The following is a 13,810-nucleotide window of genomic DNA, read 5'->3' as shown; positions in this document are numbered from 1 at the left end:
CATATAACAAGTAGAATATTCCATAGATTCCACAACTATCAAAAACATAAATTTACATGATTACTATTTTTATTAGCAAAGTTGTAAAAATAGCCTCTGATTTACCTTTCTTTATGAGGAAAAATAAGGTTGGGTATGTCGAAATTACACTTATTGGAGGCGATAACTTGAAGGACTATTTTACACCGGAGATCATCAATACCATTCTTACCGTACTGGTTATTCCACTGCTGGGTCTAATGGCGAAATCTATTATTGCGTATACCAAACGGGAAATTGCCCACTTGGAAGATAGGATAGGCGACGAGGCTGTGAACAAGCTTCTGAACCGGGCTTCAGATGCCATTGAATCTGCGGTAATTGCGGTGAACCAGACGTTCGTGGAAGGGCTGAAACAGCAGGGCTCTTTCGACGCAGCGGCGATGGAGAAATCGTTCAATCTTGCCAAAGAGAGGGCTGTAGCCATATTGGGGGAAGCCGCCAAAGAGGAGCTGAGTCTTGCAATCGGTGACCTCGAAGCCTGGATTGAAACGAAAATAGAAGTTTATGTGAACCGCAATAAACAGTTGTAAAAACCTGCTCTGATTTCCCTTTGTTAAGTAAAGGAGGAGCAAGGTTTCGCCATAATCGATACGCTTATCACTAAAAAAGTTAGGGGATGCATGATGAAACATTCGAAAAGAAGAGGAAAGCATGTACAGCAAAGAAGGCTAGGCATCATCACTAAATGGTTATGCCTCACGCTCCTGATCCTGATGCTGGCTCCCGGCGCTGTGTTTGGATCGGAGAAAATGTTCTCCACTAGCCCGCAGGATGCGGGAGCAGGCAAAGCATATGGGGCAGTGTATGGTACAGAGCCTCCCGCTGAACAGACAGGAAATGTCTTGTCAGTCAGGGATTCCGTCTACCAATCCGTATATGATTCGGTGTATGGGCTAGACCCAACACTCGGGGTTATCTTACATCATGGAGCCTATCAGATGAGTCTGCTCGCTGTGAGCAACGTGGAAGGGTCGATGACCGCAGCATCACCCCTGCTGCAGCAAATGAAGCTGTCGCAGGCTTCGGGTGTCATTCCCGGCGGACGCGGATTTATGCTGCCACAGGTTGTTGCGGTCAAGGATCTGGCCGGCAACCCGCTTGCCGGGGTTCCGGTTACCTTCACTGCTTCTGAAGACAGTACGATCACCGCGGTAATGCGCGGACTGAACAGTACCGGAATCACGGTTGTTACGGATGCGAATGGGTATGCTTCTGCGGCTAACACCTACACAAGTTACGCGGGAGAAGGGTACCAGGTCTATTCCAAGAGCACCGGGGTGATCAAGACGATGGAGGTCAAAGCCACGGTTCCGGGCCTTAAACCGGTCACCTTCCGCGTGGAGGTCGGGGCTGTGGGGTCAAACCTGATCGACACCACACCGCCGGCGATTACGGCATCTGCACTAACCGATGCGGGAGCGCCTTACATTGCCGGAACATGGACCAATCATTCGGTGACTGTTCACTACACGGCAATCGATACGCTGTCGGCGATCAGATCACTGACTTCGGACCAGAACTTTACCGCTGAAGGTGCGGGTCAGATCGCTACCGGTAAGGCGGTCGACAGCTCAGCTGCCAGTGATGAGGATAAGAACCATTATTCCATCGCCACTTTTGGTCCCATTAACATTGATAAAACAGCCCCGGTTACGACCGTAACTGCAGCAGGTGCGGAATCCGGCAGCTGGAGCCACGATAAGGTCACACTTCACTTTACCGCAGAAGATCCATATTCGGGTGTCCATTCCATCTACTATAAGCTGGGTGAAAATGATGCGGTGAAAACGGCGGGCGTAAGTGCGGATACTGAGATCAGCAAGGAAGGAACAACTACAGTCACCTATTGGTCTGTGGACAAAACCGGGAATACCGAGGCTGTCAAAACCGTAACAGTCAAAATTGACAAAAGCGGTCCGGTAATTGCCAGCATAATAAGCCCTGAGCCGAATACAAAAGGCTGGAATAGCGCCAATGTCACAGTCGCTCTCACCGCTTCCGATGTGAACTCAGGGGTCAAGGAAATTCATTATGCTCTGGGTGCATCCGGAGAAGAGAAGGTTGTAGCCGGAACAACGGCAACTTTTGCCGTTCAGACTGAGGGTGTCACACCGCTCGCGTTCTGGGCTGTAGACCAGGCGGGGAACAGTACTCCCGTGCAGAAAACTGAAGTGAAAATAGACAAAACGATTCCGGTGCTTACCGTACCGGCAGATATCAATACGGAGGCAACGGCAGTCCGTACACCTGTCGAAATTGGTAAAGCCTCCGTACAAGATGTATCCATCCCGGATGTCATCGTGACGAACGATGCCCCGGCCGATTTTCCCATAGGAACGACAACCGTGAAATGGACCGCTGTGGACCCGGTAGGGAACATCTCTTCACAAGTGCAGAAAGTAACGGTAAAAGATACAACCAAACCTGTACTCACTGTACAAGGGGATATCGTAGTCGAAGCGACCGCTGTAAAAACACCGGCTATCGTCAGCGGTGCATCGGCAAAGGATATTTTTCCGGTTATTGTAGTTAACAATGCTCCAAAGGAATTTCCCATGGGTACGACCAAGGTCACATGGACGGCTACGGATGCGAACAGCAACGTGATTACCGCGGCACAAAATGTTATCGTGGTTGACACGATCAAGCCGGTGCTTACCGTACCTGCAAACATCACGAAAGAAGCTTCGGGCAGAAGAACTCCGCTTTCTGTGGGTACGGCAACAGCGGAAGACATTTTCAAAGTGAATATTACAAATAATGCGCCAGCGGATTTCCCGGTGGGGACCACCAAGGTGATCTGGAGAGCTGAGGACGAGAATGGGAATGTCACGACAGCGGAACAGCTGATTACGATAACGGACATAACCAAGCCTGTATTGTCGCTTCCGCAGGATATCCGTATTGAAGCAACCGACACGCGGATGAAGCTGGAGGTTGGAGCGGCTAAGGCCACAGATTTGTTCGACGTTCTGTTAGTCAATGATGCCCCGGAATATTTTACGGTAGGGGTTACCAAGGTCACCTGGACAGCGACAGATGAGCATGGCAATGTAACGAAAGCCGTTCAGAATGTAACCGTTACGGATACCACCGTTCCGGTGCTGACGGTACCCAAGGATATTTCAGCAGAAGCCACCGGAATCAAGACGCCGGTAGCGCTCGGGCAGGCGTCTGCCACGGATATTTTCAAGGTCGTGATTACCAGCAATGCCCCGGATAGCTATACTGTCGGTAAAACACTGGTCACCTGGACAGCCACCGATGAGAATGGCAACAGCACCAAGGGGACACAGACGGTTACGATCACAGATACCACCAAGCCGCTAGTTACGCTGCCAGGTGATAAGACAGCAGAAGCGGCCGGAGAAAGAACGAAGGTAGACATCGGCGAACCGATAGTTACCGAGATTTTCCCGGTGACTATTACCAATAATGCACCCGTTGATTTCCCGCTGGGAACGACCGAGGTTACCTGGACAGTTACCGATGAGCACGGTAATGCAACCATAGGCACTCAAAAGATTAAGGTCGTGGATACGACCAAACCTGTTCTAGGCGTACCTGCAGATCTTACAGTTGAAGCGACGGCGGTCAGATCTATAGTCTCCCTCGGTCAGCCCACTGTAACTGATTTATTCAAAACTACTGTGATTAACGATGCGCCAGTTGATTTTGCGGTAGGCACCACCAAGGTGACATGGATGGCTACGGATGCGAGCGGTAATGTAGCCATAGGCACACAGAATGTAAAAGTTATGGATACTACAGATCCAGAAATTCATATCCCTGCAGATGTCCGGGTTGAAGCCACAGCAGTAAGATCACAGGTTCAGATTGGCATCGCCACGGCCACAGATATTTTTCCGGTTACGGTAACCAACAATGCTCCGGAAGATTATCCAGTGGGTACTACCGAGGTCACTTGGACGGCCAAGGATACCCACGGAAACCTAACTACAGGCAAACAAAAAGTGACGGTAGAAGATACAACACTTCCTGTTCTGAAAGTACCCGCAGATATCAGCAAAGAGGCTACAGCGGTAAATACACCGGTCAACATAGGACAAGCGACGGCAACGGATTTGTTTGCGGTAGAGATCGTAAGCAATGCTCCGGCAAGCTATCCGCTGGGGAAAACCATTGTGACCTGGAAAGCCACCGATGCCAATGGCAATATCAGCAGCGGAACACAGACCATTACCATAGTAGATACAACCGTACCTTCCATTGCCGAAGCAGCGGATCTGACGGTGGAAGCAACCAGCCGGGAAACTCAGGTTCAGCTGGCGGTGCCGGCGGTGACAGATATTTTTGGGATTGCATCGGTTACCCATAATGCTCCGTCTGCATTTCCAATTGGAGTTACCGAGGTACTCTGGACGGCCAAGGATAAGAACGGCAATCTGTCCACCCGTAAACAAAAGGTTACGGTAGTGGATACAACGAAGCCGGTGCTCAGCGTGCCTAAGGAGGTTCAGGTAGAGGCTTCGGCATTACAGACACCTGTGGAGATCGGGATGGCAACAGCTACAGATATTTTTAACGTTACTGTCAAAAGCAATGCCCCGGCAACCTTTCCTATTGGTGTAACAGAAGTCACCTGGACGGCTACGGATGAGCATGGCAATCTGTCCACCGGGGTGCAGAAAATTACTGTCGTAGATACAACAAAGCCGGTTCTGATTGTGCCGAAGGATCTGACGGTGGAAGCCACCGCAGTGAAAACCCCTGTAGAGATCGGGCAGGCGACAGGGACGGACATCTATAAAGTTACGATAACCAATAACGCACCTGATTCCTATCCATTAGGCGTAACTGAGGTTATTTGGACAGCAACAGATGCAAACGGCAATGTAACCACGCAGGTGCAAAAGATCACGGTGGTGGATACGACCCGTCCGGTGCTCAGCGTACCTGAGGATCAGACCGTTGAAGCGACTGCGGTGAAAACTGCGGTGAAGATCGGACTGGCAACAGCGTCAGATATTTTCAAATATACGATGGTAAGCAATGCTCCGGCAGACTATCCGCTGGGTACCACTGAGGTGACCTGGACCGTAACCGATGAGAACGGCAATGTCGCCACGAAGGTGCAAAAGATCACGGTGGTGGATACGACCCGTCCGGTGCTCAGCGTACCTAAGGATCAAACCGTGGAAGCCACGGCAGTGAAGACACCTGTGGAGATCGGGCAGGCAACGGCGTCAGATATTTTCAAATATACGATGGTAAGCAATGCCCCGGCAGACTATCCGCTGGGTACCACCGAGGTGACCTGGACTGCCACGGATGCGAACGGCAATGTGTCCACGGGTGTCCAAAAGATTACCGTAGTAGACACGACGAAGCCTACGCTTAGCGTACCTGAGGATCAGACGGTAGAAGCGACAGCGATTCGAACCACCGTCGAAATAGGGCAAGCCGCGGGACAAGACATTTTCCCCGTAACTGTGACATCGGATGCTCCGGCGGACTACCCGCTGGGCACTACGACAGTCACCTGGACGGCCAAGGACAAGAACGGTAATGAAGTCAGAGGCGTGCAGAAAATAACCGTAGTGGATACCACGCAGCCTGTGCTGAAATTCAAAGGATCTTTGCATCTGACCAAGGAAGCATCTGCGCTGGCAACGCCGGTGGAGCTGGAAGTGCCTGAGGTGCTGGAGCTGTTTCCGGTTATTTTAACTACGGATGCCCCGGGGTTTGGCAGTCAGGACCCGATCACTTCAGGGGAGAGCATTACTGCGAAATTCCCGCTGGGAACCACTAAAGTGACATGGACCGCTAAGGATGCGAACGGAAACGCGATGATCGGGATTGTAACAGTGACCATCACGGATACGGTCAAACCCGTACTCAAACTGCCGGCAGACATTGCTCTGGAAGCAACAGCGGTTCGAACTCCGGTTGAAATTGGACTGGCTACGGCAACGGATATCTATGATGTGACCGTGACCAGTAACGCTCCGGCGGATTACTCCCTGGGAACAACAGAAGTCACCTGGACCGCAAAAGATGCGAACGGCAATGTGACCACAGGTATACAGAAGATTACGGTAGTGGATACAACCAAACCGGATCTGATCTTGCCAGTCGACAAGACAGTCGAAGCGACCGCGCTGAAGACGCCAGTCGATATTGGTCAGGCAAAGGGCACAGATATTTACAAAGTAACCGTGATATCGGATGCCCCAACGGATTATGCACTGGGCACGACCGAAGTGAAATGGACGGCTACGGACGAGAATGGCAATGTAACTACGGGTGTCCAAAAGATTACGGTGGTGGATACGACGAAACCTGCTCTGACACTGCCAGCCGACAAGACAGTCGAAGCGACCGCGCTGAAGACGCCAGTTGATATTGGACTAGCCACAGGCACAGATATTTACAAAGTGAGTGTAATATCGGATGCCCCAACGGATTACGCACTGGGCACGACCGAAGTGAAATGGACGGCTACGGACGAGAATGGCAATGTAACTACCGGTATACAAAAGATTACCGTGGTGGATACGACGAAGCCCGCTCTGAAGCTGCCAGCCGATAAGACAGTCGAAGCAACTGCGCTGAAGACTCCGGTAGAGATTGGACTAGCCACAGGCACAGATATTTACAAAGTAACTGTAATATCGGATGCCCCAACGGATTATGCGCTAGGCACGACCGAAGTGAAATGGACGGTTACGGACGAGAACGGCAATGTAACTACCGGTATACAAAAGATTACAGTAGTGGATACGACGAAGCCCGCTCTGAAGCTGCCAGCCGATAAGACAGTCGAAGCAACTGCGCTGAAGACTCCGGTAGAGATCGGCATAGCCACAGGCTCGGATATTTACAAAGTAACTGTAATATCGGATGCCCCAACGGATTATGCATTGGGCACGACTGAAGTGAAATGGACGGCTACGGACGAGAACGGCAACGTAACTACCGGTATACAAAAGATTACGGTAGTGGATACGACGAAGCCTGCTCTGAAACTGCCAGCTGACAAGACAGTCGAAGCGACCGCATTAAAGACTCCGGTAGAGGCGGGACAAGCGACAGGCACAGATATTTACAAGGTAACTGTGACCAGCAACGCTCCGGCAGATTATGCGCTTGGCGTAACTGAAGTGAAATGGACGGCTACGGACGAGAACGGCAATGTAACTACCGGTGTGCAGAAGATTACCGTGGTAGATACGACGAAGCCTGTTCTGAAACTGCCAGCCGACAAGACGGTCGAAGCGACCGCATTGAAGACGCTGGTAGAGATCGGACAAGCGACAGGCACGGATATTTACAAGGTAACCGTAACCAGCAACGCTCCGGCAGATTATGCGCTGGGCACTACTGAAGTGAAATGGACGGCTACGGACGAGAACGGAAATGTGACCACAGGTATTCAGAAGATCACAGTGAAGGATACGACGAAGCCTGTGTTGAAAGCACCAACAGATGTATCCGTCATAGCTACAGGCGTCAAAACACAAGTGACCCTGGGCCAGGCTACAGTGAATGATATTTTCGGATACACGTTGAAAAATGATGCTCCTGCCGATGGATTTCCGGTAGGCAAGACAGCTGTCACCTGGACCGCTACCGATGCGAACGGGAATGTATCCACCGCTGTCCAGTATGTAACCGTTACTCAGTTATTTAAAGTCCAATCGTACAACGGTACTAGAACAAGCATCACGAATACGATTGCTCCGAGAATATCCTTTGAGAACACTAGCAGCAGCACCATTCAGCTCTCAAACATTAAGCTTAGATACTACTACACCATTGATGGAGAGAAACCTCAGGGCTTCTATGCTGATTACTCCCGGGTATCGGGTTCCAGCAGCAGCATTCAGTCCTATATCACAGGAAGCTTCCAAAAGACCACTAGCAAGACCGGTAGCGATTATTATCTGGAGATCAGCTTTTCCAGCGGTGCCGGAAGTCTGAAGCCGGGTGAAAAAGTAGAAATCCAATGCAGGTTCTGGAAATTGAATTATTCCAACTACACGCAGACTAATGACTATTCCTTCAATGCACCGGCAACAGATTATACAGATACCAATAAAATTACGGTCTACGCCTCCGGCAATCTGATTGCTGGTATGGAACCGTAAGCAAGTGAGAAGTAAGTAATTCATTGTAACAGCTTCCAGGCTGACGTCCGGTATGAATGGCTGCAGCCTGGAGTTATATCTATTAATGAGAGATTAACCAGCTCCATTCCGGGGGTACGATATGCCAGACGACATGAATGAAATTCTGCAAAGGTTGACCCGCGTAGAAACGAAGCTCGATATTATGAACAGCGCAAGGGATATTGCACTTGAGGCTATGCAGAGCAGCAAATCGGCACATCTGCGGATGGATGAAATACGGGATGAGCTGTCCAGATTGAAGGTCAGGCAAGGAGAAAGCCAACGGTGGCTGGTGGGAACCATCATCAGCAGCGCGGGGCTGTTTATTGCGGCAGTAGGGCTTTTGCTGAAGCTAGTGATCGGGTAGCAGAATAACAGCAGAAGAAGATTTTTAAAGAAGGAGGAGATGGATAATGGCCAAAGGGTTTGATTGCGCGGCACCGCTGACGAAGGCGTTAGCGAAGAAGTTCCGTGAGGACGGTTATGAATTCGTATGCCGGTACCTCGTACCATCTGGCTGGAAAAGACTCACAAAGACAGAGGCAGCAGCTATCAGCGCAGCCGGTCTGCAAATTGTCTCTGTATATGAAACCACTGCCAGCCGTGCATTGGGCGGGCGCGCTGCGGGACTGGCGGATGGAGCGATTGCTGCGCAAACGGCGTTAGCTGTTGGACAGCCGGCAGGAAGCCGGATTTACTTCGCAGTGGATTTCGACGCATCAGCAAGCCAGATGGACACAGTAATCCAGTATATCAAGGCTGCAGGTGAGGCTTCCTCGAAGTTCCGAACGGGTGTATACGGGAGCGCAGCAGTCGTTGAAGCGGCGATGGCAGCCAAGGCCTGCACAGGCTTTTGGCAGACCTATGCCTGGAGCAGAGGCCGGAAAGCAGAAGGAATACACCTCTATCAGTACGACAATGGTCCCAAAGGGCTGGGACAGCCGATCCATGGCGTGAATGTGGATATAAATCTGTCCAGCGGTGATGCGGGATGGTGGAACACGCTGGCAGCCGTTCCTTCAACGCCAACCCATTCGGACGGGGAGGTGAAGGAATACATGCTGAACCAAGAGGACGCGAAGAAGATCATCGCCTTCATTCAAGCCGCCTATATGGCGGCAGGAAGCCCGGAATCCAGAGAGGAGTTCCACCGTCTGGCAGATGAAATACGCAAAGCATCGGGTCAACCGGTGGAGGAGGAAAAGTAGGACCACCCACAAATAATATAGACTTGGCAAAAATGCTGTTAACGGCCACCTTTGGGTGGCTTTTTTACTTTAATTTTGAGGGGAATTGATACTTTTTCTTTTATCCGCCCCCCTTTTTTATGAATTGTTACAATAAGTGGATTTATTTTCCCGTTCGGCTGTAAAAAACGCTATGGATTTTACTTAATCTATAGAACCGATTTTTTACAGAAGGGGGAATCCGCTTGCAGACCCATGCAACCGTAAGCAAGGAAAAAGAGAAAACATCGGGTAGCCATCAACCATATAGCAATTCATTGGCTTTTGTGAAGCCAGCAGCAACCAAGCTGCCGGACCCGGTGGAGATCATCAGGCGTATCCGGCAGAATCCGGCTTCCTTAAGCCGGGAAGACAAGCTGGCGCTCCAGCGTACCCTGGGCAACCGGGCCGTGGTTCAGTTGTTATCCAGTTTGAAGGATAGCAAGGAAAGTAAGCAGACAAGTGAGGCGGGAGCGGCGAAGCGGGGTGAGCAAGGGGAGGGGATTGCGGGGGATTCCCAGGTTGAACAGGAGCCTGCTCTTGCGGCACCTGTTCAAGAGACACCGTCAGCCACCAAGGAGCCGTCAGTAAGTGAGCAGAAGCAACCTCAAGAGCAGAAACTGGAACGGGTACAAAGCGAGGTACAACAAGTCAGCGTTCAGACTGAACCGAAGGCGCAGCAGAATGAACAGTCCGGCAATAAGACAAAGGGCAACTTTGCATTCAAAAAGTGGGGCAAACCCCGGGCGAAGAGTTTTCCTTCCGCTACTGAAGAGAACAAGGGAACAGCAGATGGAGGGCAACTGGACGGGAAAGAGGAGGCAGCCGCTCCGCAGCCAGCCGAAGGCGAAGCAACGGGTTCGAAGGCTAACGAGACTGGGAAAGAACAGCCGGTGGAAGCTAAGGACACCAAGGACGCCAAGGACGGCAAGGACGCCAAGGACGCCAAGGACGCTAAGGACACCAAGGAAGGCAAAGATTCAAAGGAAGGCAAAGATTCCAAGGCAGATGTGGAATCGCAGTCGGGAAAGGAAGCGAAGGAAGCCCAAGGGGAACCCGCGCAAAAGGGAGCAGCGAAGGAACCTTCACTCGGAGATGCTCTAGGGGCTTTAGCCGGGGAGGGTAAGGAAGCACCCGCTAAAACCAAGAAGGTAAACATCCACGGCGAAGATCCGGGGCAAATCCTTGATCAGCTGACCCGGATTCAGCCGACAGAGATGGGAGACGCCTATGCCCAGGCGGTGGATGGTTCCGCAGAGGCTTTTGCGAAGCAGAAGCAGAAGACCCGGCAGGGGCTTCCGGTAATTCCTGCACCGACGGGACTGAAAGGCAAAGTCTTTCAAGCCCGTAAAAAGCCAGCGCCACTGAAACACTCTGCACCGGAGGGGTACAGAAGCGAGCGCACCGGCGGGACCGCGACTACGGGGAACCTGGAGCGAATGAACATCGGATCTTCCGGATCGGAAGGTAACCCTGAGGCTATGTTGGGCGAAATCCGTTCCGCTGTGGCTCAGCCGCCGGGCATCAGCATGACCGGCGAGGCGGATCCATCCCAGATCGAAGGCTTCAATCAGGAGGCCTCCCAGCAGGTAGGAGCAGCCAAGCAGGCGGAGATAGGCCAGATCCACACTCCGTTTGGTGAGAATGACATCTATCCCGAGCCGGACGGTTCTACGTTGAAGGCTTCCGCAGAGCTGCAAGGCGGAAATGCACCCGGAGCCAAAAAACTGCCTGTACTGGGAGTGCCTGCGGACATGACTGCCGGACTCAATCGCAGCCTTGCCCCAGAAATGAAGAAGCAGCTTGGCGCCAAGCAGGCTGAATATAGTAAAGAAAAAGCGAAGTTCGACAGCAAGGTGCTGATCTCCAAAGCAGACAGCCATGCGCAAATCCAGCAGGCGGAAGCTGATGCCAAGAACAAGCAGCTCAGCCAGCAGGCCGGGGCCAAGGCGGAAGTCGACAACCTTCGCGGCGAATGGAAAAACGAGCTGGATGCAGCCGAAGCCGACTATGCCGGACAGGCAGGAGCGGCTGCGCAGCAGAAAAAAGGCGAGATCAACAGCGTCCGGACCGAAAAAGAACGCGAAGCACAGAAAAAGCAGTCCGAAGCGGAGCGGGAAGCCACCCAGGCCTACAGCAAAGCCAAGAAGGATGCGGACGGGAAGCATGCAGAGGAAAAGGCAAAGGAAGAGAAAAAAGGCGGCTTCCTCGGCTGGGTGAAGGATAAGCTCGAAGCGGTGGTTGAGGTCGTTAAGAAGGCCGTCAACTTTATTTTCGAAGGCCTCCGCAAAGCGGTGAAGTTCATTTTTGAAAAAGCCAAACAAGCCGTGCTGGGCATTATTGAACTGGGCCGCAAGCTGATCACCACCCTCATCAAGGGACTGGGCACGCTGCTCAAAAAGCTGGTCTCCGTGGTATTTGCCAAATTTCCGGGCATCGCCGCCAAAATATGCAGCAAAATTGACGGAGTCGTCAACAAGGCCCTTAAGGCCGTCAACCAGCTGGCACAGAAGCTCAAAACCAAAGTCACACAGGTCATGGACTTCCTGGCTGCGAAAGTGGACCAGGCGCTGGCTGCGGTGCAGAACTTCTATACCAAGTTAATCTCAACCCTGGGGAATCTTCTCATTGCTACGTTTCTGGATGTGCTGGCCCGGATGGGAGCGCTCGGTAAGGCGGCGAAGCGTTCGCTCAGCCATTTGGAAGGCAAGATGTGGGAGTATCTGCTAGGAGTAGACATCTCCAAGCCGATGGGAGCAGGGGCGGCAGAAGGCGGAGCAGCGGAGCATACGCAGGACACCGGTCAGCCCCAAGCGGACGAGAAGCTCACCACAGACGACATCGAAATGGAGTCGGTCGAAGCGGGTGAGATGGACCCGGCACTGGTGCAGGAAGCAAACCTCAAGGACGGGGAGAGCAAGCAGGTGTCAGGCAGCCGCGATCCGGCCACCATGGACAGCATCATGGCGGAATTTGATACCGGAAAGGCGGATCAAAGCCTGGGTGGCAAAATTGCCGACGGCGCGAAGCTCCGTGCGGGCAATGCGAAAATGCTGTTTGACCAGATTAAATCATATGTAATAAAATGGATGAAGAGTAATGGATTGAAGCTTTTGGCTGCCATTGCAGGCATCTTGGTTGGCGTCGTGGCTGCAGAGATCATCACAGGCGGGGCTATTACCGCTGCACTCCCGATGATCATCAACCTGATCACGGTGTATCTGCAAGCAGATGCGATTAAATCCGTCGCCCAGACCCTAGTCCAAGCCTCGGGCTACATCGGCACCTATCTGAGCCAAGGCTGGCAGAAGATGATCGAGCCGGCCGCCATTGCGCTGGCAACCGCACTCGCGATGGGACTCGTGGAGCTGGCGATGGAGCTTGGCTTCAAAGCGATCGGCAAAGGGCTGAACAAAGCCGGACAAGCCGTGAAGAAAGGCGTTGGAGCTGCAGCCACTGGTGCGAAGACCTTAGCGGGTGCAGGAGTCAAGGGCATCAAGAGCTTGCTGAAAACCGGAGCCAAGCTTGCGTCCAAGAGCGGCAGCATGATCATACGCAATGGCAAAATCGTGATCAAGAGCCTGCAAAAGGGGCTCATGAAGGGGGCCAAAAAGCTCCAGGGTCTGGTGGACCGGATTCTGCAGAAGTTTAAGTTCAAGCGGTTCAAGCTTGAGCGCAAGGGTAAGCATATCCGTCTGTATGGCGAGGTTAATCCTTGGGTGCTGCTCATTGATGGGGAATTGCGGGACATCAAGGAGCAGAATCTCGAAACGGAATTAAAGAAACTAGAACTCGATGGCAAGAAACCGATCAAGCTCAGCGATGCGGAATATAGTAAACTTAGTAAACTAGAAGATACAGAACTAAATAATATCTCTAAGAATGCAGATGGAGATAAAAGTAAGATTGATTTTAATAGCGTTAAGGGAACGGATAAAATTCCTAAAGTAACAAAAGGTTATGATGTAACACCTTTGAAGAGCACTTATAAAGAAAGGTTGAATCAAACTCCCGTAAGTAATGGTAAATGGACTGGTGAAAGAGGTGAATCAACTTTTATTTCCGATAGTCCCGAAGTAAAACCATATTTTAATGATGCTGGCGTTCAAGGTGTAGAATATAAGAATGCAGTACCAGATTTATCTCCGTTTTCTAAGGCGGAATTTGAGATTACGGGTATGTCTGGTTCAAGAACTTCTAATTTTTCAAAAGCTGACGAATTGCTCGCAGAGCAGTGGTCAACACCAGAGAAGCAGTGGACAAAGGCTGAAGTGGCAAAATGGAGAACACAAAACAAGTACACTTGGCATGAACTTAATAATGGGAAAACCATACAATTGATTCCAAGTAGTATTAATTCTAAATTTGGTCACCTTGGTGGAGTAAGTGAAGTTAAATGAGAAAGGACGA

The 13,810-nt window shown here is 51.4% G+C and carries 5 protein-coding genes; all 5 read left to right on the top strand.

Annotation, left to right across the window (positions count from 1 at the left end; all coding sequences use genetic code 11):
* The first annotated feature begins 167 nt into the window (after positions 1–167).
* The 5 genes from A3842_RS20195 (at position 168) to A3842_RS20175 (ending at position 13,800) form a co-directional block, all read left to right on the top strand.
* On the top strand, positions 168–572 hold the full coding sequence (locus A3842_RS20195; protein WP_074087014.1) for a hypothetical protein: 405 nt from the start codon (positions 168–170) through the stop codon (positions 570–572).
* 93 nt (positions 573–665) lie between these two features.
* Entirely contained in the window at positions 666–8,153 is a 7,488-nt protein-coding gene (locus A3842_RS20190; protein WP_256701778.1) for an HYR domain-containing protein, read from the top strand.
* A 121-nt stretch (positions 8,154–8,274) separates the two neighbouring features.
* Positions 8,275–8,541, top strand: coding sequence for a hypothetical protein (locus A3842_RS32625; protein WP_074087015.1), 267 nt, complete (start codon positions 8,275–8,277; stop codon positions 8,539–8,541).
* A gap of 46 nt (positions 8,542–8,587) precedes the next feature.
* Positions 8,588–9,382, top strand: coding sequence for a DUF1906 domain-containing protein (locus A3842_RS20180; RefSeq protein ID WP_074102522.1), 795 nt, complete (start codon positions 8,588–8,590; stop codon positions 9,380–9,382).
* Between the two features lie 224 nt (positions 9,383–9,606).
* Complete coding sequence (locus tag A3842_RS20175) at positions 9,607–13,800, top strand: HNH endonuclease (RefSeq protein ID WP_083609663.1); 4,194 nt, start codon at positions 9,607–9,609, stop codon at positions 13,798–13,800.
* Positions 13,801–13,810 lie beyond the last annotated feature (10 nt).

Source organism: Paenibacillus sp. P3E (assembly GCF_001909045.1).
GTDB lineage: Bacteria > Bacillota > Bacilli > Paenibacillales > Paenibacillaceae > Paenibacillus_AQ > Paenibacillus_AQ helianthi.
Note: the sequence above shows the minus strand (reverse complement) of the source record. Positions and strands in the feature narration are given on the sequence as shown.

Coding starts and splice junctions, on each gene's coding strand:
- A3842_RS20190 (WP_256701778.1), top strand. CDS start 666: ATGAAACATTCGAAAAGAAGAGGAAAGCATGTACAGCAAAGAAGGCTA.
- A3842_RS32625 (WP_074087015.1), top strand. CDS start 8,275: ATGCCAGACGACATGAATGAAATTCTGCAAAGGTTGACCCGCGTAGAA.
- A3842_RS20180 (WP_074102522.1), top strand. CDS start 8,588: ATGGCCAAAGGGTTTGATTGCGCGGCACCGCTGACGAAGGCGTTAGCG.